The sequence below is a fragment of the Thalassospira sp. MCCC 1A02898 genome (assembly GCF_001618185.1).
GTDB lineage: Bacteria > Pseudomonadota > Alphaproteobacteria > Rhodospirillales > Thalassospiraceae > Thalassospira > Thalassospira tepidiphila.
The window spans coordinates 322,616-343,694 of the sequence record NZ_LPXK01000010.1; the positions used below are offsets into that span (position 1 = coordinate 322,616).

The 21,079-nt window shown below is 56.2% G+C and carries 23 protein-coding genes and 1 tRNA gene; 17 read left to right on the top strand and 7 right to left on the bottom strand.

Annotated elements, in window-relative coordinates:
• The first annotated feature begins 142 nt into the window (after positions 1–142).
• Complete coding sequence (locus AUQ41_RS10615) at positions 143–925, top strand: DeoR/GlpR family DNA-binding transcription regulator (protein ID WP_063088401.1); 783 nt, start codon at positions 143–145, stop codon at positions 923–925.
• Here the strand turns inward: AUQ41_RS10615 and AUQ41_RS10620 are convergent, their stop codons facing one another.
• Positions 926–1,699, bottom strand: a complete 774-nt coding sequence (locus tag AUQ41_RS10620; protein WP_063088490.1) for a class II glutamine amidotransferase — start codon at positions 1,697–1,699, stop codon at positions 926–928.
• Between the two features lie 195 nt (positions 1,700–1,894).
• Between AUQ41_RS10620 and AUQ41_RS10625 the strand changes: the two genes are divergently transcribed.
• From AUQ41_RS10625 to AUQ41_RS10690, 14 genes are all read left to right on the top strand, one after another.
• A tRNA-Thr gene (locus AUQ41_RS10625) sits at positions 1,895–1,970 on the top strand.
• A gap of 228 nt (positions 1,971–2,198) precedes the next feature.
• Positions 2,199–3,797: a hypothetical protein gene (locus AUQ41_RS10630; RefSeq protein WP_063088402.1), complete on the top strand. Its 1,599-nt coding sequence runs from the start codon at positions 2,199–2,201 to the stop codon at positions 3,795–3,797.
• Positions 3,797–4,297, top strand: coding sequence for a hypothetical protein (locus AUQ41_RS10635; protein ID WP_063088403.1), 501 nt, complete (start codon positions 3,797–3,799; stop codon positions 4,295–4,297). Before AUQ41_RS10630 ends, AUQ41_RS10635 begins: the two co-directional genes overlap by 1 nt.
• Positions 4,298–4,540: 243 nt before the next feature.
• Entirely contained in the window at positions 4,541–5,776 is a 1,236-nt protein-coding gene (locus AUQ41_RS10640; RefSeq protein WP_063088404.1) for an RNA polymerase sigma factor, read from the top strand.
• Positions 5,777–5,930: 154 nt separating this feature from the next.
• Positions 5,931–6,254, top strand: coding sequence for a RebB family R body protein (locus AUQ41_RS10645; protein WP_008890488.1), 324 nt, complete (start codon positions 5,931–5,933; stop codon positions 6,252–6,254).
• Between the two features lie 232 nt (positions 6,255–6,486).
• Positions 6,487–6,810 (top strand): RebB family R body protein, encoded by a 324-nt coding sequence (locus AUQ41_RS10650; protein WP_008890487.1) that lies wholly within the window; start codon positions 6,487–6,489, stop codon positions 6,808–6,810.
• Between the two features lie 234 nt (positions 6,811–7,044).
• Positions 7,045–7,380, top strand: coding sequence for a RebB family R body protein (locus AUQ41_RS10655; RefSeq protein WP_008890486.1), 336 nt, complete (start codon positions 7,045–7,047; stop codon positions 7,378–7,380).
• A 140-nt stretch (positions 7,381–7,520) separates the two neighbouring features.
• Positions 7,521–7,817, top strand: a complete 297-nt coding sequence (locus AUQ41_RS10660; protein WP_063088405.1) for a RebB family R body protein — start codon at positions 7,521–7,523, stop codon at positions 7,815–7,817.
• Between the two features lie 14 nt (positions 7,818–7,831).
• Positions 7,832–8,110 (top strand): RebB family R body protein, encoded by a 279-nt coding sequence (locus tag AUQ41_RS10665; RefSeq protein WP_008890484.1) that lies wholly within the window; start codon positions 7,832–7,834, stop codon positions 8,108–8,110.
• A gap of 41 nt (positions 8,111–8,151) precedes the next feature.
• Positions 8,152–8,337 carry a hypothetical protein gene (locus tag AUQ41_RS10670; protein ID WP_063088406.1) on the top strand — a complete coding sequence of 62 codons (186 nt, stop codon included), beginning with the start codon at positions 8,152–8,154 and terminating at the stop codon, positions 8,335–8,337.
• Positions 8,334–8,558, top strand: coding sequence for a RebB family R body protein (locus tag AUQ41_RS10675; RefSeq protein ID WP_008890482.1), 225 nt, complete (start codon positions 8,334–8,336; stop codon positions 8,556–8,558). The genes AUQ41_RS10670 and AUQ41_RS10675 overlap by 4 nt, the downstream gene beginning before the upstream one ends.
• Before the next feature lie 86 nt (positions 8,559–8,644).
• The gene (locus tag AUQ41_RS10680; protein ID WP_008890481.1) at positions 8,645–8,968 is read left to right on the top strand and encodes a RebB family R body protein; all 324 of its coding nucleotides are present in this window, start codon (positions 8,645–8,647) and stop codon (positions 8,966–8,968) included.
• Between the two features lie 58 nt (positions 8,969–9,026).
• Positions 9,027–9,287: a RebB family R body protein gene (locus AUQ41_RS10685; RefSeq protein WP_008890480.1), complete on the top strand. Its 261-nt coding sequence runs from the start codon at positions 9,027–9,029 to the stop codon at positions 9,285–9,287.
• Between the two features lie 85 nt (positions 9,288–9,372).
• Positions 9,373–9,969: a hypothetical protein gene (locus AUQ41_RS10690; RefSeq protein WP_063088491.1), complete on the top strand. Its 597-nt coding sequence runs from the start codon at positions 9,373–9,375 to the stop codon at positions 9,967–9,969.
• A 6-nt stretch (positions 9,970–9,975) separates the two neighbouring features.
• On the opposite strand, the gene AUQ41_RS10695 is transcribed toward AUQ41_RS10690, so the two are convergent.
• From AUQ41_RS10695 to AUQ41_RS10705, 3 genes are all read right to left on the bottom strand, one after another.
• Positions 9,976–11,280 (bottom strand): adenylate/guanylate cyclase domain-containing protein, encoded by a 1,305-nt coding sequence (locus tag AUQ41_RS10695; RefSeq protein WP_008890478.1) that lies wholly within the window; start codon positions 11,278–11,280, stop codon positions 9,976–9,978.
• A 226-nt stretch (positions 11,281–11,506) separates the two neighbouring features.
• Positions 11,507–13,057, bottom strand: a complete 1,551-nt coding sequence (locus tag AUQ41_RS10700) for an ATP-binding protein (RefSeq protein WP_063088407.1) — start codon at positions 13,055–13,057, stop codon at positions 11,507–11,509.
• Positions 13,054–13,779 (bottom strand): response regulator, encoded by a 726-nt coding sequence (locus AUQ41_RS10705; protein WP_063088408.1) that lies wholly within the window; start codon positions 13,777–13,779, stop codon positions 13,054–13,056. The genes AUQ41_RS10700 and AUQ41_RS10705 overlap by 4 nt, the downstream gene beginning before the upstream one ends.
• Positions 13,780–13,989: 210 nt before the next feature.
• Between AUQ41_RS10705 and AUQ41_RS10710 the strand changes: the two genes are divergently transcribed.
• Complete coding sequence (locus tag AUQ41_RS10710) at positions 13,990–14,640, top strand: hypothetical protein (RefSeq protein ID WP_063088409.1); 651 nt, start codon at positions 13,990–13,992, stop codon at positions 14,638–14,640.
• 212 nt (positions 14,641–14,852) lie between these two features.
• Complete coding sequence (locus tag AUQ41_RS10720) at positions 14,853–15,305, top strand: GNAT family acetyltransferase (RefSeq protein WP_063088411.1); 453 nt, start codon at positions 14,853–14,855, stop codon at positions 15,303–15,305.
• 12 nt (positions 15,306–15,317) lie between these two features.
• Here AUQ41_RS10720 and AUQ41_RS10725 read toward each other — a convergent pair whose 3' ends face one another.
• From AUQ41_RS10725 to asnB, 3 genes are all read right to left on the bottom strand, one after another.
• Positions 15,318–17,105, bottom strand: a complete 1,788-nt coding sequence (locus tag AUQ41_RS10725) for a Na/Pi cotransporter family protein (protein ID WP_063088412.1) — start codon at positions 17,103–17,105, stop codon at positions 15,318–15,320.
• Between the two features lie 191 nt (positions 17,106–17,296).
• Positions 17,297–18,841, bottom strand: a complete 1,545-nt coding sequence (gene glpD / locus AUQ41_RS10730; RefSeq protein WP_063088413.1) for a glycerol-3-phosphate dehydrogenase — start codon at positions 18,839–18,841, stop codon at positions 17,297–17,299.
• Positions 18,842–19,106: 265 nt separating this feature from the next.
• Positions 19,107–21,041, bottom strand: coding sequence for an asparagine synthase (glutamine-hydrolyzing) (gene asnB / locus AUQ41_RS10735; protein ID WP_063088414.1), 1,935 nt, complete (start codon positions 21,039–21,041; stop codon positions 19,107–19,109).
• Positions 21,042–21,079 lie beyond the last annotated feature (38 nt).

Consider the following 21,079-nt stretch of genomic DNA (forward strand, 5'->3'; position numbering starts at 1 on the left):
GCTATCGGGATTTCGATTTCAGTTGTGTGACAACACCAAGAATTAAATGTTTCAATAGGAAAACCGGGCTATGCAGCGGCGTTTCGGCCTGTCTATACTCAGATCACAAGCGAAATAACAACTTTCGAACGAAAGAAAAGCCGTGACTAAAACGTCTGATGCAGTGCCCCTTGACCGCCGACGCGACCGCATCGTCGCCCTTGTCAAATCGACCGGCTTTATGGCGGTCGAGGAACTGGCACGCCGGTTTAACGTCTCGGTCCAGACCATCCGCACCGATTTGCGCGACCTGCATGAACAGGGGCGCGTGTTTCGCCGTCATGGTCTGGCGGGCCCGGCACCCGATCCGGATAACTCGGCCTATGAAAAACGCGAAGTCTGGAACCGCACCGGCAAGATGGCAATTGCCGCAAAGGTGGCTGATCTGATCCCGGAAGGCTGCACGATCGCGATTGGCACCGGCACCACGGCCGAAATCGCCGCCCAGCATCTGGCATCGCATCGCAACTTAACGGTGTTAACCAACAATCTGCATGTTGTGATGGCGCTGCAAAACGCGCCCAATGTCACGCTCCGCCTTGCCGGTGGCACCGTACGGACCCGTGATCTGGATATCATCGGCGCGGACAGTGCCGACTTTTTCGGCAGCATGCGCGCCGATTTCGGGATTGTCAGTGTTGGCGGGATGAGTGACGAAGGGGATTTGCTCGACTTCAACATGGATGAAGTCCGCGCCCGTCGCGCACTGGTATCGTGCTGCGATCACGCCATCCTGATGATCGATGAGAAAAAAGTTGGCCGCAAGGCACTCTGCCGCGACGGCCACGCCAGCGATTTTCAGACTGTGTTGCTCAACACCGCACCAAGTGACGCCCTGCAACGCGCATTGGTCAAGGCGCGCAGTCAGATTGTTGTTGTGTCTTAATCAGCAAACAAGCGTTGCTTCTTCGCTGATGGTCAGATCACCTTCGACATGCAGGGTATGGTTGGGTGCAACCGCCTTCCAGCTGTCGCTTTCGGTATCGAGCGGCTCGGAGACGACAATCACGTGATCATCGCGTTTGCGCCAGTAAAGTGATGGCGGCTTGTCGTCGCTGGCATGACGAATGGCGCAGACGCTTTTGCCGTTGGACAGGCAGGCGGTGAAACGGAACGGAGAGGTCGCACCGCGTACCCTCATTTCATTTTCGACAACCTCGATCGTGCGGCGAATGGCGCGGTGCGGGTCATCGCGCAGGCCGAGCGTCAGCATCAGGCAAAAGATCAGCTCGCTATCGGTTGAGCCCTGTCGGCCTTCGTAAAATTCGTCTTCGATCATCATTTCCAGGGATCGGCGCACCAGCGGGTAATCGCCAATCTGGCCGTTATGCATGAAAAGATACTGGCCGTTGGAAAACGGGTGGCAGTTGGTGCGGCTGGTATGGGTGCCAGTGGATGCGCGAACATGGGCAAAGAACAGGCCGGACCGGATATGATGGGCAAGTGATCGCAGGTTCGGGTCATTCCAGGCGGGCAGAATTTCGCGATAAAGCCCCGGTGTCGGGCGTTCGTCATACCAGCCAAGGCCAAAGCCATCGCCATTGGTCGGCGTTTTGGCCTGTTCAGCGTGCAGGCTTTGTTCGACCAGCGAATGGCGCGGCTCAAAGACCAGCTTTTCCAGATAAACCGGATCCCCGATATAGCTCAGCCAACGACACATGATTTGCCCCCGCACATGAATTTTGATCGCGCACATCTAAGCCGGATAATCACAGCATGGTCAATGTGATATTGTGTGTCTCTGTCCTGATTACAGGGCATGGCTGAAAGTCCGGCACTTGTTGGCAAAAAGAACAACAAACCTCTTGCCAAGGCGGGTGATTGTCCGTATTTTCCGCGCCACAAAATGAATCGTGCTGGTGTAGCTCAGCTGGTAGAGCGGCGCATTCGTAATGCGTAGGTCGTAGGTTCAAATCCTATCACCAGCACCATTTTGTAAAACAAAGACCCGCCAAGACGCAGCCTGCTGCATCTTTGGCGGGTTTTGTGTTTTCTGGCCCTGATTTGTGACTTCGCGCGATGCAATTTCGGCGTGATCTTTTCACATTCCACTCCCCACCCCGTCTGTTTGCAAGGAACCATTATAACTTCTTGCAGATCAGGGGCGGCATGATGGCGGCCCTTTTGAGTGTTGCAAGACACCATTGGGGAGTGCAGGCATGACCGATAGTGACGCGCCCAAACCAGCCAAGGCTTCGACCAAATCCAGCGACAATTCCGATACCGGGCAACCGTCATCAGAGGCCGGTGCGGCAGACGCTGAAAACAATCTGCGCGAACCAACCGAAGGCCCGGACGCGATCAGTTCCGAACAGGCCGCCGTGGACATGATGGCAGCCCTTTGCCGGGATTTTGGCCTGCCGGGCTTTGAGCAAGCCACATCGGGCAACCCGGCTCAGCCGTCACAACAGCAACAGCCAATGGAAACCGCGTTCCAGATCATTCAGCGTTATCTGCTTGATGGCGGGACGTCATCGCCAACCTCAAGTGCGCCGACGGAAGGTTACACTGGCCCGCTTGAAAACATGGACCCTTGGTACAGTACTGATAGTGGTTCGGCTGCCACCAATCCCCCGGGCAACACCGCGGACGCGCAATGGGGTGTGACCACGATCCATGCGGACGGCAGCACAACCGACATGACCGGCCCCGTCATCCGCGATGACATGTTCCGCACCGCCATGCCGACCCTTCAGGGCAAGGCAGACACCACCGCCGATACGCCCGACTGGGCAATCAGCATGGAACAGGGCTATCCCCTGTCGCCGACCAAGACCAGTGCGCAAACAGCCATTTCTGCGAAAATGCTGGCACCGGATGTGCCAAAATCCTTGTGTAAATGGTCCTTGCATGTCGGCGCATCGACAGATGCGCAGTCCGAACTTTCTGTCACGGCACCGAACGCAGCCCCGTCACAATTACGCGCGCTCCTGTTTGATGCAATCGATGCCAATGGCGCTGCCCCCCAGATGTCCGAAGTGCCGATTTATGGCGGCGCACCGCATGCCATCCATCTTGAACAGACGGTTGGCGCGACGGGGAGTGAAGCAACCCCGGATGTGGCGTTGATCCGCCTGATCTTTGCTGATCGTGCGCCGGTACCGATCCATCTGGAATATGTCGGCACCCTGCCAAGCCCGATCGTAGCGGGCAATGTGATGGTCGCCCCCAATTCCAGCATCCCGTTCTGGGTGCAGATCACCCCGCCCAGCGAAGGCGACAAGGGGGCCGGTCTTGTTGTTCTGGTGCGCTATGAAGCCGAGACCAGCTTTGACGTTACCGCCCAGCTGATGACACAGGCCAGAACCAGCACCCCAACCGCGATCCTGAGCTGCAATGCGCAGCATGATCAATCGGCCTGCCGGGCTGCCAGCATGATCTCTGATAGCAGAGGACGGCTTGAAACCGGGCTGACCGGCCTGCCAACCGATCCGGATGCAGCCGATCTTGAAAAATACGGGTTCATCCCACCGGCCTTTATGCTTGATGCAGACACAAGCGCACCAACACCAGCAGCGGCGTCGACAGCAGCAACCGCAAAAGCTGCGCCCACACCCACGCCGGCGAAATCTGGCGCAGCGGCAAAAACATCCGATCCGGGCGATGATGGTGAAACCGACAGCAGCGACAGCAGCAAAACCAGCAGCAGCAATGCCAAATCGTCATCGGGCGCAAGCAAAGGCAAGAACGGCAATAGTGACAACAGTGACAACAGTGACAACTCTGGCAGCACTGGTAGCAGCAAAGGAGGCACCTGATGTCTGGGCAGGCGCAAAACGATGTAACCACGGCAAGTGATCGCAAGGATGCGGTCCGGAAGGCGTTCAATCAGGAATATCTGGCAACCCAGCAGGCCATGGCGCAAGCCGCCGAACGGGCCCGCGCCCAGGTTCTTGATCAAAAGCAGACCATTTCCAATCATGCCGAAAACGTGAAATCCGGCGCACAGGCCCCGCAGCCCGCAATCGGCAGCCAGCAAACAGGGCAAGCCAACCCACATCCTCAGGCGGCACAACAAGGGGCACCGCATATGGCATCGGATCCAAATATGCAGAACGGCCAGCAGGTCATGTTCGATATCGCAAATGAAATCCGCAACATCATTGCACGCGAGATTGACTTGCGCATGCAGGCCTTGTCCGAGAAGGTGGAAACCGCCCTTGCCGAAGCCTTCCCGCCAAGGGATCCGAAAAAGGAACAAAACCCCCAATCTTCAGGTCCCGCGCCCCAGCAAAAGACATCCGGCAAAAAGACCTAGCTTGATGTCTGCAACCGGGCATCGCCCGGAACAGAAACGGCAATAACAAGCGCATCAAAGCGCGACGATCTGTCCCCAACCTATCCTCAGCCCGCATCGCGACGGCTGCGCCGTTGCGCACGAAAACACAACTATAGGATGTATAGAAACTTTTATTCACAATTCTTTTGCGGCTACGTCATAATGATTACCGCAAAACTTAATCAGCCTATGGTTGCATTCAATCAACCGGAGGGGTCCATAGTGCAGAACGAAAAGAACAGTCCGCAGGATGAGGCAACCCTGACAGAAGCCGAGATCAGCTTTGCCAAAAGTCTTGAACAAAGCCTGTCGCTGGCGTTGGGTGATGATGACAAGGTGACGTCAATCTGGTCCCGGTTAAAACCCGAACAAAGGGCGCGCATTGCCGAGGATTATCTGGCAAAGCTTGCCGCGGCCGACGACCCCGGAGATCAAGAAGCCGATCAAAAGTCCGGTCACGACAGATTGACGCCCCCGGCAAGTAGCGCCCTTGATGCACGCGCCATCATGCAATCGATGGCACCAGTGATAAAACCGGCAAAACCGGCAGACACCCGCCCCGCCGCAACCGCAAATCCCGGCACGGCAACAGACCAGGGCCAGCAACGATACAGCCCGCCGCCCGGTTACCCGGCAGACTTCAACCCGCTGGCAGGCTTCCCGGGTCTTGAACCATCGCGGAGCGGCCCGAGCCCCGAAGACATCATTGCCGGTGCGCTTGGCACGCCTGGCGGCACACCAACCGACCCGCTTGATATCCTGCGTGGTCTGGTGCCGGGGGCAGAAAGCACGACATTGCGCCAACCGGTGCCACATGTGCCGGTCCCGCAAACACCTACGGCACCGGGGACACCAAATTCCCCCGATGACGGACAATATTCCCCCTCGCAATCCACGCCGCAAACCCATCCGCAAACGGATGCCGATTTGGGCCCGGCGGCACCGAATTTCTGGCCGCTGTGGATTGATCAGCAAGACACGCTTTTGAAGCAATGCCTGAAACTGATGTCAGGCAATATGGATGATGCGCAAGATGCGTTGTCCGAGGCCATGGTCAAGGCATCGACCAAATTCGAAGAATCCATGGATGAAATCCGCAACCATCGCGCCTGGTTATCGCGCATTGTCCATAACGCCTGCATTGATTTGCACAGGCAAAACCGGCGCAAGGCGGAATACCGCGAAGAAACCCATGGGGCGGCTGACACACCGGCATCCCCGATGACAGCCCCGATCACACCAAGCCCCGAGGAATCATATCTCGCTGGTGAAAAACTGGATCAGCTGGAAGCGGCCCTTCTTGAGATGCAGGAAAAACTGCGCAAGCCGCTTTTGATGCGCTGTGTCCAGGACCGCACCTATGACGAGATTGCAGCAGCCCTGGGCTTAAGCAACTGCGCGGTGCGCAAACGTGTTCAGCTGGCCCGCGAACACCTGAGGGCTTCGGGCATTCAATAAGAATACGTGTGTAAAAAAAACGACCAACTCGCAAAAAAGACGCGTCACAACGATACACCACCAGCGTCGATAGACTGAAAACGGGACGGCGAAACCCCGACAGAAACACAACAGCAAGCAGCACACCGCAAAGCGTAACGAAGGAGACTTTACAATGGCGATTCCGACCCCGGTAAATGGTCAGATCACTGATGCAGTCACCCAGGCTAACGTGAAAGTTCTGGGCGACGCCCCGGCAATGGCAATGGGCTCGATCTTCCAGTCCCTCGCACATTCCACTGGCATTCTTTATGAAAACGCCGTCAGCGCACAGCAGCAGATCGGCATCACCTCGCAGGCCGCAACCAACCAGGGCGTCATCCAGATCTATTCGGTCGACACGATGGCAGACTCTGTTGCGACCTCCAAAATTGCCAAAAGCGACGTACCCGACAACATGCTGTCGCTTCTTACCGCTCTTCAGGCAACCAAGGGCTGATTTTCAAAACATCTTTGGCCCCAAAGCCAGTTTCAAATCGGGCGGTCGCAGTCATCAGCGATCGCCCGATTTCATTTGACCAAGGCTTTGCAAAACAATCCGTTCTTTTGCAAAGCCCTGCGTCACAAGACGCCAAGCCCCCCGTCATCTGTCTGACCGCAACACACGCAAAGTGGCTGGTTTGGAACATCTCTTCCTTCCAGCATTTCCCTAGGCAAACAGGAGATAAACAGTGGCTGATAACACTCCGCTAAATGGTCAGATCACAGATGCCGTGACCCAGGCGAACGTGAAAGTTCTGGGCGACGCCCCGGCAATGGCGATGGGTTCAATCTTCCAGTCCCTCGCACATTCGACGGGCATCCTGTATCAGAACGCCGTCAGCGCCCAGCAGCAGAACGGCATCACCTCGCAGGCCGCGACCAATCAAGGCATCCTGCAGATCTATTCGGTCGACACCATGGCTGACGCCGTTGCGACCTCCAAGATCGCCAAAAGCGATGTGCCCGACAATATGCTGACGCTTCTGACGACGCTTCAGGCAACCAGAAACTGATTTTGATCAGGGTTTCGGCCCGTCCAGCCAGTATCACACCGGGCGGTCGTATTGATCTGCGACCGCCCGTTTTCATTGTGGCGACAGTTCTGCAAGCAATCCAAGTTTTTACCAGCCCATCGTCACAAGACACCAAGTCCCCCGTCATCTGTCTGACCGCAGGACATGCGGAAAGGGTCGGTTCGGGGCCTTACGTTCCTTCCGGCACTTCTTTAGGTAACCAGGAGATACACAATGGCTGATAACACTCCGGTCAATGGTATGATTACCGACGCCGTCACCCAAGCCAATGTCGAGGTCATGGGTGATGCGCCGGCAATGGCCATGGGCTCGCTTTACCAGTCGCTGGCGCATTCTCATGGCATTCTCTATGAGAACGCTGTCAGCAGCCAGCATCAGGTGGGCATTTCCTCTCAGGCGGCCACCAATCAGGGCGTCATCCAGGTCTACTCTGTCAACACCATGGCGGGGGCCGTTGCGACCTCGAAACTCGCCGCAAGCGACGTTCCCGACAATATGCTTTCGCTGTTGTCGGCTCTTAAGGCCACGACCGGTACGGCCGTGTCCTAAACATCCCCACTGGTTTCGCCGCCAACCCCGCCCGGCATGCATGCGCTTGCCGGGCTTTTTCTTTCACAAATGCCCGCGCTCGGCGTCAAACCGATACGTAGCACTTCCGCCAGCCCATTCCTCCAGACAAGGAGACGGACATGCCATCGGCATCACCTGAGCAAGACGGCAAGAAATCCCAGCACCACCCCGCCAGTCACCATGAAGATGAACATCAGTGCTCGGTTTCAGATCAGATCACTGACAGCGTTGCCCAGACCAATGTTGCCACGATGGGGGCCGGTCCGGGCTTCGCCGCGTTGCAATCCATGATGGGTCAGGCGCAATCGCAGAACATCCTGATGGCGAACATGGTCTCGGCCCAAAAGCAAAATGCCATGATCGGCATGACGACCATGACCCAGAGCATTCTGCAAATGATGAAACGTCGTAGTTAATAAGGATCACCCCAATGAGCAATCCGAACGAAGTCGACGAACAAATTACCGACAGCGTCACCCAGACCAACACATCGGTCATTGCCAATGGCCCGGCGATGGGTGCGATGCAGACCTATCTGTCGCAGGCCCAGGCACAGGGGATCCTGTTTGCCAACATGGTCAATGAACAGCAGCAACAGGCGGTCGCAAGCCTTGCAACCACCATGGAATGCGCAAAGGCCACCCTGTCGGTCCAGGACAACAAGCCAAATTTTTTTACGACACAGCAGACTGGGACGAAGGGGAAATAGCATCTTACGACGGCCTGGATGCGACAGGGGATTCGGATACCGTGTCCCTCGAAGACGCAGATTCACAAGAATCCGGCGATCAGAAAGGTGAAGGTCAAGATAACACCGAAACCAGTTCGTGGCTTGGCCAGGCCGACCCAATGTTTATGGGGGATGGATCGGACTACAAGGAAAAGTTTGACTACGCCGCCAGCGCCCAGGGCGAACAGACAAAGGACGTAACATGAGTGATATCGTAAACCCGCAAGTTACCGATGCTGTCACCCAGACCAACGTCAAAATTCTGGGTGAAAGCCCGGCACAGGCGGTTTCCATGGCCATGCAGTCGCATTCACATGCCACCGGCCTTGCCATGGAAAACGCAACCCTGACACAAGGCAACATGCAACAGGTTGCCAATACAGCAACGTCAAAGCTTGTTGCCCTGATCACCGCCCAGGCGGGCTAAGCGCAACAGACTCTAATTGATCACAATCACGTCCGTGCGACGTCTAGAGATGTGCGGTCAGACCGATCGCTTTTTCGGAGGATAACATGGCAATTCCAACCCCGGTGAATGGTCAGATTACAGACTCTGTGACCCAGAGTGCGGTCAGTGTTCTTGGTTCCGCGCCTGCGAATGCGATGGGTGCAATTTACCAAAGTGCGGCCCATTCAACATCGATCCTGTTCCAGAACGCTGTTCAGGCACAGCAACAGGCATCGATGTGTTCGCAAGCCGCCACCAATCAGGGCGTGATGCAGCTTTATTCCGTCAACACCATGGCGGGTGCGCAGGCAACAGCCAAACTCGGCCGGTCCGACAACAGCGATGCGCTTTTGACACTACTCGTAATTTTGGCAGCAACCCGCCGCTAGGCACATGATCCGTCTGGTCCTGCCCGGACCAAATACGGTCAAAACATGAGGGCGTGAAATGGCAGACAACACCCCTGTAAACTCACAAATCACCGATGCAGTGACCCAGAACAACGTCAAGGTTCTGGGCGAAGCACCGGCACATGCCATGGGGCTTGTGTATCAGACGATGGCACATTCCATCAGTTTGTCGATGCAAAACGCCATGCAGACCCAAGGCGGCCTGCAGCAGATCGGCAACGCCGTCACATCAAGCGCCTGCCGTATGATCCTGGAAAGTACTGGCGGTGGCATGGGCGGCGGCAAAAGCGGCGAATAACGCGCCCGCAGATTTTATGGCTCCTGGCCCGTCCCGACAGAGATAATCAAACCGGTCTTTTGACCCGTTGCATATGAGGTTTTCGATGGCAGACGACGACGCAAAACAGAACGAAGATCCGAAAGCTGGAAACAAAGATCAGGGCAATGAGCCGGACAAAGCCGCGTCCCCCGCCGACAAGGATGGTGACGGCGACAAAAACGCCGCAGACGCCAAGGACGCGAAAGATGGTCGCGCTGCAAACGGCGATAAAAAGGCCGATGACAAGGATGATGCAAACAAACCGGCATCCCCATCTGATCCCGCAGCCCCGGACAATCCGCCGGGCACCCCGCCGCTCAGCACGGCATTGAACCCGCAGATCGTGCAGGCTGTCGGCACGACCAACCATGCGGTTCTGAACGGTGCGATCCCCGGTGCCAATGGTGTGGCCTATCAAAAGGTTGCCCAGGCCGCCGCCTATGCGGTGCAGGATTCCACGGATTATCTGCGCAATATCATGTCGATGGCATCCGCCACCACCGGTGTCGCCATGCAACAGATGCTGGCCACCAAGGAAGTCGACCCTTATTCCAAGATCATCAAGGCTGCGACCGATGCCGTCAGTGACGCCCAGACAACCTTTTCCAAGGTCGGCACGTCAGCCAGTTCGGTGGTAAAGGATTTTGACAGCCTCGCCTGATCAGGCTCAGGCGCTGCGCATCAGCTCGATACGGTGGCAGGTTTCCGAGAAATCCGGGGCAAACAGTTTAAGACTGACACCCGTCCCCTGAAGTTCATACGCGCCCATTTCCTCTGTCGGGCAGGAAATGAACCGGGCCACGGTCGAACTGACCAGAACACGCCGACCAAGTTGCTTGGTAAGCTGTTCGATGCGGGCTGCTTCGTTTGCCGCCTGCCCGACCACGGTAAAATCAACACGTTCCGAGACACCGACATTGCCGTAAATCACTTCCCCGACATGCATGCCAAGGCCATAATCGAATGGCAGTTTTCCAACTTCTTCGCGCCGCGCATTCAGCGCATCGATGTTCAACTGGGCCTCGGCCGCGGCATAAAGCGCTGCGTAACAGGCGGTTTCAAGATTGGTTTCGTCTTCATCAATCGGGAAAATCGCAAGCGTCGCATCCCCGATATAGCGCAAAACCTGCCCACCGTGCTTAAGCACGGCACCGGCAGTTGCGCCAAAGAAATCATTCATTTCGCCCAGGAACGCATCATCACCGACATGGGTCGCAACCGAGGTCGAGTTGCGCATATCCGAAAACCAGATCACTGCACGGGTTTTGGTGCTGTCGCCCAGTTTGATCTGACCATTGCGGACACGTTGCCCGGCGTCGGTGCCAAGATAGGTTTCCAGAATGGTGCGGGTTTCTTCATGGTTGATGCGCATTTTGCACGACACGGCAAAGCGGCGCTGAATACCTGACAGGATCGCAAGATCCTCGTCCGAGAAGCCACTGGGACGCCGCGTCAGATAGGTCATGAAGATGCGGTTGCTGTTGAGCGTACTGTCGCTATCGGTCACGAACGGGGTCATCAGGGCGTAATAGTCCGTGCCCCGTTGGCGGCGGAAAGTTTCAAGGATCGGGAAATCGACAACCGCACTTGGACCAATCAAATGACGGCGCATGAAGCTGACATCGCTATCAAGCATCCATTTCATCGGGCTTTCAGCCCAATCGCGGTCCTTTTCGTCATCGCCCATATGGGTGGTGCGTACAACCTGGCCGTTTTCCTTGGTCCAGATATAGGAAACACCTTCATACAGCGGATGCAGGGTCTTGAACGCGACCATAACGCGATCAATCGGGATTCCCGATGCGACCAGACGGCTGGCCATGCCAGATAGAAGTTCGCTGATGTCGGTATCATCAAGCGCACATTCCATCAGCCAGTCGTTAACAGAGCGCACAAAGCCACGCGCGGCTTGCGCGTTATTGGTTCCGGGAAGCGGGGTTACCACGCCGGATGAAGACTGGTTATTGGTCATGGGCACGCTCCGTCCGTTCGTCTGCTTGATTGTCGCACTGCCGTTGGTTCAAATCCAGACCCTAAATAGAACAGCAATGCAATTTAGCAATTATTGATTTGGAAACAGTGAAATTCCAGCCCACAAATGACTATTGGTCACCTAAAACGCAAGTCCCAACTGTCAAAAAACTGTCGCACAGTGTCAGGAGAAAAATCTCAAGCCTTCGGACTGGTCGAAATCACAGCTATTGCGGCTGTGCCGGCGGCAGGTAAATACGCGCCAAAAGCCCGCCTTTCTGGGAGTCTTCAAGGTATATTTCGCCACCATGCGCCCGGACGGCTGTGCGCGCGATTGCCATCCCAAGACCAATACCGCCGGTATCACGATTGCGTGACGCTTCAATCCTGAAGAATGGTTCAAACACCTGTTCGCGCTGTTCGACCGGTATCCCCGGCCCGTCATCGGCAATTTCGATCCACAGGCCGCCGTCATCGGCATCGCGCACCGCGACCTCGACCGTATCGCCGAAGTTAAGGGCGTTGGACACCAGATTGCCAAAGGCCCGTTTGATTGAAAGCGGGCGGCACGGATAAACGCGCGTGTCGACCTCGCCAATATATCTGATTGGCCGTCCGGTTTCTGCCAGATCCTCGACCGCGGATTCAACAAGGGCGGTCAGATCGATCTTGCGGGTTTCCTCATTCGCGGTTTCTTCGCGGGCAAAGGTCATCGCCGCTTCGACCATCTGTTCCATCTCATCAAGGGTTTCGATGATGCGCGCACGGTTTTCCGGATCATCGACAAATTCGGCACGCAGCCGAAGCGACGTGATCGGGGTGCGCAGATCATGCGAAATGGCGGCCAGCATCCTTGTGCGGTCCTCGACAAAGCGTTTGAGGCGCGCGGTCATCCGGTTAAAGGCCCTTGTGGCGCGTCTGATTTCAATCGGACCGGTTTCAGGCACCGGTTCGGGATAATCCCCCCGCCCGACACGATCGGCTGCCCGTGTCAAAACGTCCCACGACCGGGAAATCCGGCGCGCCAGGAAGAAGGCAATCACGGCAATGACAAGGCCGGATGCCAGAACACGTAAAAGGTTGTCGAACACAAACCACGGTGGCGACACCACCCCGCCGATCATGGCTTCCAGCCAGACATCGGGCGCTGCGCCGGCTGTCTCCCCGTCCGGACCAAGGATCCTGATCGGCACAACAAGGCGCATCACCGGCGAGGTATCGCAATCAAACCGGTCAAGGTAGCGCAACGACCAAGGGGCGCGGCGATCATCATCACGGTCATCATCGCGATCATGATGGTCATCGTCGTGGCCGGATCGTTCCATGCGGTCACGTTCCAGAAACGCATCCTTTTCACGCCGAAGTGTTTTACGTTCCGTCCAGCATTCATCCTCGGACAGGATTTCAACCCGCGCCGGAACCCCGGTTTCAAGGTCCAGTGCCTCGTTCAAACGCTGGGTCAGCGTGTCCGAGGTAAATCCGTCACCGGAAACCACATCACTTTCCGGCACCAGTCGCAGGCGGTTCTGTGGTGATTGCGCCACGCGCAACACATCGGCCCAGTTATCACGCGGGGTTGTTGTCAGAATGCGTGAAATTGCCGCCACCCGTGACAGGGCATAGCCGCGCCGCTCAGACGCCACCGCATCCCGGCGTTCCTCGGCCAGCATGACGCCAAGGACGATGTGGGTCAGGATGATCGCGCCCAACAGCAAACAGACAAGCTGCGCGGTCAGACTTTGCGGCCAAAGGCGTTTGATCAGGCGGCGCTTGGTCATTTCTCGGTCACCTCGCAGGTGAACATGTATCCCCCGCCCCAGACGGTCTTGATCAGGGTCGGGTTCTTGGCATCATGTTCGATCTTTTTGCGCAGGCGGCTGACCTGATTATCGATGCTGCGATCAAACGGCACGGCTTCGCGCCCACGGGTCAGGTCAAGCAACTGATCGCGGTTAAGCACCATGTTGGGATGTTCGACAAAGGCACAAAGCAGGCCATATTCCCCGGCACTAAGCGGCACGACCACATCATTGGCATCGCGCAATTCATGGCGCGTGCGATCCAGCACCCAGCGATCAAAATGCACCTGCCCGCCCGGAAGCGGCCCCTTGCGCCCCACCGGAAGACTTTGCGCACGCCGCATCACGGCCTTGATCCGCGCCAGCAACTCGCGCGGATTGAACGGCTTGGCCAGATAATCATCCGCGCCCATTTCAAGACCGATGATACGATCGGTTTCCTCGCCAAGGGCGGTCAGCATCACAACCGGCACATCATAGTTTTCGCGCAGCCAGCGACATAAACTCAGCCCGTCCTCGCCCGGCATCATCAGATCCAGCACGATCAGGTCGGGTGCGATGTTATCCGCCATCAGTTTGCGCAGCTCGCGCCCGTCAGATGCCAGTGTCACGCGATATTCATGCTGACGCAGATACCGCCCCAAAAGGTCACGGATATCACGATGGTCATCGACAACAAGAATGTGGGGCTGGTCGCTCATATGCGGTCCTGAAATCAAAATCGTTTGTGAAGCCTAACCTAACGCGTCGTCAGTTCCGGCAGAAACGGCAATTTGTATCAGATTGTCGCAAAACGGCCTTTTGGCAAAGCTTGCGACCATTTTGCCCGTTCGCCGGGATCATTTCGCGACAATCATAGGCGATAACGGGCTTCAACACATTGATCCCCCACAAACCTGATGAGGTCCCCGATGAAACGCAAAACCACCCTTAAACTTGCCGCGGCCCTGATTGCCACCACCATGATCGCAACCCCGTTTGCAGCGACTTATGCATCGCCGGGCGAACGCGAACATAAAGGCGAATATATGCGGGGTGAACACGGTGAATACGGCGAACATGGCAAACACGGCAAAGGCGGCATGTTCCATGGCGAAGGCCGCGCACGCGCCGTTCCCTTGACCATTGATGAAGCCCGCACGCTGGTTGATGCGATGCTTTTGAAAATGGGTGAACCCAACCTCAAGACCGGTGATGCCAAGGCATCCGAACAGGCAGGCAAGATTGATGTAGTCTTGCTGAATGCCAGTGGTGATGTGGTCGAGGTTCTGAAATTTGATGAAAAAACCGGTCGCATGGATCGCGGCACCCGCCATGACCTGCGCAAACTGATCGGCAAACCGAACAAAGACAAGGCTGCACGTTTTGATCGCAAATTCACCGCCGATCAGATGACGCTTCTGGCCAATGCGATGGTGATCCGGTTTGGCAATGGTGAACTCAAACTGGGTGACATTACCGAAACCCCGCGTGGCACTTATACCGCCACCGTCACCAACCAGGCCGGTGAAATCGTCCGCGAAATGGAACTGAGCAGCGTGACCGGTCGCCCGATCAGCTGATCGGTCCATCAAAACCTGACCTTCCCCGGTCCGGGGACTTCCCCCATCCCAACCGATACCCCGGACCCGCCTGCGCCCCCAAGGCTCCCCTTGGGGGCGCTTTGCGTTTTGGCGTTTAACTTCATCGGCTTGTCACTCAATTGGGTTTGACGGCCTTGCGTAATCCAAGCATTGTTACGCGCTTCTATAAACTGCCCCATGAAAGAAGCACCATGACGACCAACGCCCCAAAGTCCCAGCCCAGAACTGCCACCCTTGATGATATCCCCGCACTGACAGCCCTTTGGCAGGAAACCGGGCTTTATCGTCCGTACAATCCGCCAGAATGGGATGTGCGTTTCGCGCTTGAAAGCAGCGAAGCCACCCTTTTCGTCTGGGAAGATAACAGCGATAACATTGTCGGCTCCATCATGGCGGGTCATGATGGGCATCGCGGCTGGGTCTATTATATGGCCGTCACACCAAGTTTGCAGAAATCAGGACTGGGTCGCCGCCTGATGGAGGTCGGGGAGAACTGGCTGCGCGAACAGGGTGTCTGGCGGATGCAATTGATGGTGCGTGCGGACAACCATGCAACACAGGATTTCTATCGCCATCTTGGCTATCGCGCCTGCGACGTCACGGTGATGCAAAAGGACATCAATACCCCGCCTGCCGACCGTTAAGGCACCAGAACATTACATGGCATCGGCGATGGTCGATGCCGCGTTTTGTTCCGTTGGCGCTGGTTCCTGCTGATTTTTAATTGCGATGGTCGCATGGGCAATACGGCGCGCGCGCTCATACAGGCGGTTGATGCGTTCGACCATCGCGACCTCAATCCGGTAACGGCGAATATCAAGATCGCGCGGGCCGATTTCATCGCTGACCTTGCGAAGGGTCGTATCAAGCTTCGTGGTAAAATCCGCCTTGCGACTAAGCACACGGTTGGCGGCCTCCAGATCCTCGGCCGAAAAGGCGGTCATCGCCTGTTTCAGGCAATCTTCGGCGATCTCGTAAAGCTCTGCCATTTTCTGGCGGTTTTCGTCTGATGGCATGTGGCGAATATCAAGCCACTCGCCGACCAGCTTGACCATTTCCTCGCTGATCAGGTCACCGATGGCTTCAAGATGGTTGCTGACCGCAAGCTCGTTCTGCATGCGGTTAAGGTCCGCTGCCAGCAGTTCCGCACGCGGCAGCTTTGCGGCAAACAGCGCAATCGCATCCTGCAGGCTGTCGACCCCGTCATCCAGTTCACCAAGCTTTTTAAGCTTCGGCCGTGTCGGGTTGCGCAGGTTTTCACGCCCGCGCCGCACGACATCAATCACCACATCGCCCATATGCATGACTTCATTGCGCAACAAACTAAGCGCTGCTGCCGGGGCAATGGTCAGTTCGTGGATGACGTATTTCGGCTCCGGGCTCAGGCGCGGTTCGGTATCGATTTCGGCCGGAACCAGCTTTTCAATCAGGCGTGCTATTGCGGGCACAAAGCCGATCATCAGGATGACGTTGGCGACGTTGAAAATGGTGTGCGCGTTGGCAATTTCACGCGCGATATCGACGGTCTCGGCGGTGCGCCCGGTGGTGATGAACTCCACAAGCGTCACCAGATGATCAATAAACGGCAGCCAGATCAAAACCCCGACCACATTAAACAGGATATGACCAAGGGCGGTTCGCAACGCATCGCGGTTCTTGCCAATCGTCACCAGAAGGGCCGTGACACAGGTACCGATATTGGCCCCGAAAATAAGCGCGATACCGCTATCAAGGGGCACCAACCCCTGCCCGGCCAGAACAATGACAATCCCCATCGTCGCCGCACTTGATTGCACCAGCGCAGTGAACGCCGCCGCCACCAGCATCGCAAGAAACGGATTGCGCATCTGACCCATCACATCGATGAACGGGCCATAGGTCCTAAGCGGTTCCATGGCGTCACTCATCATGCCCATGCCAAAGAACAGCATCCCCATGCCGAGCACTGCCTTGCCGATCAGCGTAAACCGCTTGCGATCGGCCAGCATCGTCATGGCAAAGCCAATCGCGATGACAAGCGGGGCGATGGCATCAATCCGAAAGGCGATGATTTGCGCAGTCAGCGTACTGCCGACATTGGCGCCCATGATCACGGCAATCGATTGCGCAAACGGCATCAGTCCGGCGGATACAAAGCCGACCACCAGCACGGTGGTGACACTTGAAGATTGTACCAACCCGGTAATGACCGCGCCCGAAACTGCCGCCCAAATACGATTGCGCGTCATGCCAGACAAAACGCGGCGCAGCCTGGCCCCGGCAAGGGTTTTAAGCGCGCCGGCAAGATGATCCATCCCGTATAAAAACAGGGCCAACCCGCCAACCAGACCGATGGCCATCGACCAGGTATCAAGCGAAGGCGCGTCGTCCGCCGCCCATGCTGCCGAGTTGGTCATAAGGAGCAAGAACACGCTTGCAAGGATGGATTTCAGGATGGGTGGCATTGGGCACCGGTCGAGGTAATCGGTTGAAAACAAACCGACCATAGCGCAGTTTGGGGACTAAACCCAATCGGATGTTCAGCCCCTTGCCAAACTGTGAGGTGGCAGACATTCCACCAGCCGAGCCCAGCCCATTGCCGCGCCCGACAAACGATCCGGTGATCACGCCCAACAGTTTGCGGGCGATCAATGGCTTATTCGGCAGCAACCGATTGATGGTCTGGCTTTTCCTGTGCCAAACGTTCGCGCAGGACCGCAACCTGATCGCCAGACAACCGCAGACCAAGCTTGGAACGACGCCAGATCAGGTCATCAAGATCACGCACCCATTCGTTATCAATCAGATAGCGGACCTCTGCCTCATAGAGGTCATGACCATAACATTTGCCAAGATCACCGACACTTTTGGCATCACCAACAATCTGGTCGATCCGCGTACCATAAGCGCGCAGCAGACGTTTGAGCATCACCGCATCCATCCAGTCATAGCGCGCGGCATAATCGGCAAAGGCCGCCTCATAGGATGCATTGGGGAAATCCCCACCCGGCAGCACGGCATTTGCTGTCCACGGGGTGTCCTTTGTGCCCAGTTCCTTTGAGATGATCTGAAGCGCGTGTTCGGCAAGCTTGCGATAGGTGGTGATTTTACCGCCAAACACATGCAGTGCCGGTGCCTGATCACCGTTGGCTTCCAGTTTAAGGGTGTAATCACGCGACACCTTGGAGGCGTTCGCTTCCGCGCCCTCACCGGCATAAAGCGGCCGCACGCCGGAATAGGTCCAGACGACATCATTAGACGTGATGGATTTTTTAAAATAGCCGCTGGCAAGTTTGCACAGGTAATCGATTTCGTCCTGATCAATCTTGACCTTGGCCGGGTCGCCCTTGAAATCAACATCGGTGGTGCCGATCAAGGTGAAGTCATCCTGATAGGGAATGGCAAAGACAATGCGGCCATCGCCGTTCTGGAAGATATAGCAAAAATCATGATCGAACATCTTGGGTACGACAATATGGCTGCCCTTGACCAGACGGATGTTGGCCTTGGTGTCGGATTTAACCACACCGCTTTCCGGATTGATCAGATCGGCACACCACGGCCCGGCGGCATTGATCAGCATGCGGCCTGATACCGAACGGTTTTCGCCGGTTTCCTGATCGCGCAGCGTCACGTTCCAAACATCATTTAATCGGCTGGCCCCGACACATTCGGTGCGGGTCAAAATCTCGGCCCCCATGTCCTTTGCGTCCATGGCGTTCAGGACAACAAGCCGCGCATCATCGACCCAGCAATCGGAATAGACAAAGCCCTTTGTCATTTCGTCACGCAGCGGCGCACCGGATACGTGCTTGGCAAATGAAATGCCCTCGGACGCCGGAAGCTTTTTACGCCCGCCAAGATGGTCATACAGGAACAGACCAAGACGGATCATCCAGGCCGGACGCAGATCGTTGCGATGTGGCAGGACAAAGCGCAGCGGCCAGATGATATGCGGCGCATTATCGAGCAATACTTCGCGTTCGGTCAGCGCTTCGCGCACCAGACGGAATTCGTAATGCTCCAGATAGCGCAATCCGCCATGGATCAGCTTGGTACTGGCCGACGAGGTAGCACTGGCCAGATCATCCTTTTCACACAGCAACACTTTAAGGCCCCGGCCCGCAGCATCGCGTGCGATCCCGGCACCGTTAATGCCGCCGCCAATAATGATCAGATCATAGTTTGAAGTGCCAGCCATCGGGGCCTCTCATCACAGAAGGAAAACTCGTTAAGCTTCAAAATAGTTCATTTTCGAAAATTTTCAAGTTTCGAATTGTGACATTTATTCGACACAGCCATGCGTCACTTGCACGCACATGCTTCACTTATACCTGATAAACCCGAATCAACCACAGGAAAGAAAACATTCATTCGTGAACGAAAATGAAAAACCCCGCCTGAGGTCCAGACGGGGCTCAAAGAATGCGCAACACGCAAGATGTAAGAGAAGATGTAAGAGCAGATCAGGCCAGCCAGCGTTTCTGCCAGTCAGACAGCATGGCAATCGTCCAAAGCTGATGGCCCCAATTGCGCTTGCCTGACATATGCTCGGACCGAAGCTTTTCGATCTGGCGACGATCCAGACCGAAATCGGCATAAATCGCTTCATTGGCCAGATGGTCCCCCATCCATTCATGAAGCGGCCCGCGCAGCCATTGGGCCAGCGGCACGCCAAAGCCGGTTTTCGGCCGGTCAATCATTTCGCGCGGGACATATTTATACAGGATCTGACGCAGGGCATATTTGCCGACCGATCCATTCATCTTAAGCCTTGCGGGCAAACGCCAGCCAAACTCGATCACCCGGTGATCAATAAACGGCACGCGCACTTCAAGTGAATTGGCCATCGATGCCCGGTCCACCTTGGTCAGCACATCATCGACCATATACATCATCGTATCCATGGCCTGCATGGAGGACACGTAATCAAGATGACGGTTACGACAGAACTTCTCGCCCGGCACCCGGAATTTCTTGCTCGATGCGTGCTTGCCGCGCAACTTGTCAGGATCAAACAGCGAAATCAGCGCATGATAACGATCAATATCATCACGGATCGCCAAAAGTGGTGCGGCCTTGTGGATTTTATCGCCAATCGCGCTGGTCGACTTCTTGCCCGGCATCAGGCCAACAAGCTTATCCCAATGGTCGGGCGACAGCATGGTAAGCCCACGCGATACAAGCCCGCTGCCAAATGGAATGCTGCCGGCCGCGCGACTGAGCTGCTTGGCCCACAAATAGCGATTATAACCGCCAAAAGTCTCATCCCCGCCATCGCCAGACAAGGCCACGGTAACGTGTTTGCGGGTCAGGGCCGAGATCAGATAGGTTGGAATGGCAGAACTGTCAAAGAACGGCTCGTCATAGGTTTCCGAAAGCTTCGGCACCAGATCAAGCGCATCCTTTGGCGTGACATAAAGTTCGGTATGGTCGGTCTTGAGGTGCTTGGCGACTTCACCGGCGAAGGCGGCCTCGTTAAAGGCCTCGTCCTCGAACCCGACAGAGAATGTCTTGACCGGCCGGTCTGACACCGACTGCATCAGGGCAACGACGGTTGATGAATCAATCCCGCCGGATAAAAACGCGCCTAACGGCACATCGGCCACCATGCGGCGTTGCACCGCATCACGCAGCAAATCTTCAAGCGCGTCAATCGCACTTTGATCATCGCCGCTCCAGGCATGTGTCTGACCGTTCAGGACCGCATCTTCGACCGACCAATAGGCGTTTTCGGTCGCCTGATCATGCGATGAAATTTCAAGGATATGGCCGGGTTTGAGCATCTTGGCATGGGCATAGATCGAAAGCCCGGATGGCACATAGCCAAAGCGCAAATAGGCATCAAGGCCGGTCTGGTTGACCTCGCGCGAAATCGCATCGCCTGCCAGAAGCCCTTTGACTTCGGACGCGAAACCGATATGGCCGTCATAGCGCGACCAGTAAAGCGGCTTGATGCCCAGCCGATCACGCACAAGAAACAGCTTCTTTTTCTGTCGATCCCAAAGGGCGATGGCAAACATGCCAATCAGGCGCTTGATGGTATCGCGCAGGCCCCAATGGGCAATGCATTCAAGAATGACTTCGGTATCGGAATGGCCGCGCCACGTGATGTTGGCCGAGGCCAGCTTTTCACGCAATTCCGGGGCGTTATAGATTTCGCCATTATAGACCATGACATAACGGCCATTGGCGGAATGCATCGGCTGTTTGCCGGCATCGGAAAGATCAATAATGGCAAGGCGGCGCTGCCCGAGGGCAATTCCTTCTTGCTCATCAAGCCAGACATCACCGCCATCCGGGCCACGGTGATACAGCGCATCATTCATGCGCGACACACGATCGCCTAAGCGCGTTGCATCAGCTTGTTCAGACAGCCATAAACCGGCAATTCCACACATGAAAATATCCTGTAAAGCCCTGCCGTTACTTAAAACAA

Coding starts and splice junctions, on each gene's coding strand:
- AUQ41_RS10620 (WP_063088490.1), bottom strand. CDS start 1,699: ATGTGTCGTTGGCTGAGCTATATCGGGGATCCGGTTTATCTGGAAAAG.
- AUQ41_RS10630 (WP_063088402.1), top strand. CDS start 2,199: ATGACCGATAGTGACGCGCCCAAACCAGCCAAGGCTTCGACCAAATCC.
- AUQ41_RS10635 (WP_063088403.1), top strand. CDS start 3,797: ATGTCTGGGCAGGCGCAAAACGATGTAACCACGGCAAGTGATCGCAAG.
- AUQ41_RS10645 (WP_008890488.1), top strand. CDS start 5,931: ATGGCGATTCCGACCCCGGTAAATGGTCAGATCACTGATGCAGTCACC.
- AUQ41_RS10655 (WP_008890486.1), top strand. CDS start 7,045: ATGGCTGATAACACTCCGGTCAATGGTATGATTACCGACGCCGTCACC.
- AUQ41_RS10660 (WP_063088405.1), top strand. CDS start 7,521: ATGCCATCGGCATCACCTGAGCAAGACGGCAAGAAATCCCAGCACCAC.
- AUQ41_RS10665 (WP_008890484.1), top strand. CDS start 7,832: ATGAGCAATCCGAACGAAGTCGACGAACAAATTACCGACAGCGTCACC.
- AUQ41_RS10675 (WP_008890482.1), top strand. CDS start 8,334: ATGAGTGATATCGTAAACCCGCAAGTTACCGATGCTGTCACCCAGACC.
- AUQ41_RS10680 (WP_008890481.1), top strand. CDS start 8,645: ATGGCAATTCCAACCCCGGTGAATGGTCAGATTACAGACTCTGTGACC.
- AUQ41_RS10685 (WP_008890480.1), top strand. CDS start 9,027: ATGGCAGACAACACCCCTGTAAACTCACAAATCACCGATGCAGTGACC.
- AUQ41_RS10690 (WP_063088491.1), top strand. CDS start 9,373: ATGGCAGACGACGACGCAAAACAGAACGAAGATCCGAAAGCTGGAAAC.
- AUQ41_RS10695 (WP_008890478.1), bottom strand. CDS start 11,280: ATGACCAATAACCAGTCTTCATCCGGCGTGGTAACCCCGCTTCCCGGA.
- AUQ41_RS10700 (WP_063088407.1), bottom strand. CDS start 13,057: ATGACCAAGCGCCGCCTGATCAAACGCCTTTGGCCGCAAAGTCTGACC.
- AUQ41_RS10705 (WP_063088408.1), bottom strand. CDS start 13,779: ATGAGCGACCAGCCCCACATTCTTGTTGTCGATGACCATCGTGATATC.
- AUQ41_RS10710 (WP_063088409.1), top strand. CDS start 13,990: ATGAAACGCAAAACCACCCTTAAACTTGCCGCGGCCCTGATTGCCACC.
- AUQ41_RS10720 (WP_063088411.1), top strand. CDS start 14,853: ATGACGACCAACGCCCCAAAGTCCCAGCCCAGAACTGCCACCCTTGAT.
- AUQ41_RS10725 (WP_063088412.1), bottom strand. CDS start 17,105: ATGCCACCCATCCTGAAATCCATCCTTGCAAGCGTGTTCTTGCTCCTT.
- glpD (WP_063088413.1), bottom strand. CDS start 18,841: ATGGCTGGCACTTCAAACTATGATCTGATCATTATTGGCGGCGGCATT.
- asnB (WP_063088414.1), bottom strand. CDS start 21,041: ATGTGTGGAATTGCCGGTTTATGGCTGTCTGAACAAGCTGATGCAACG.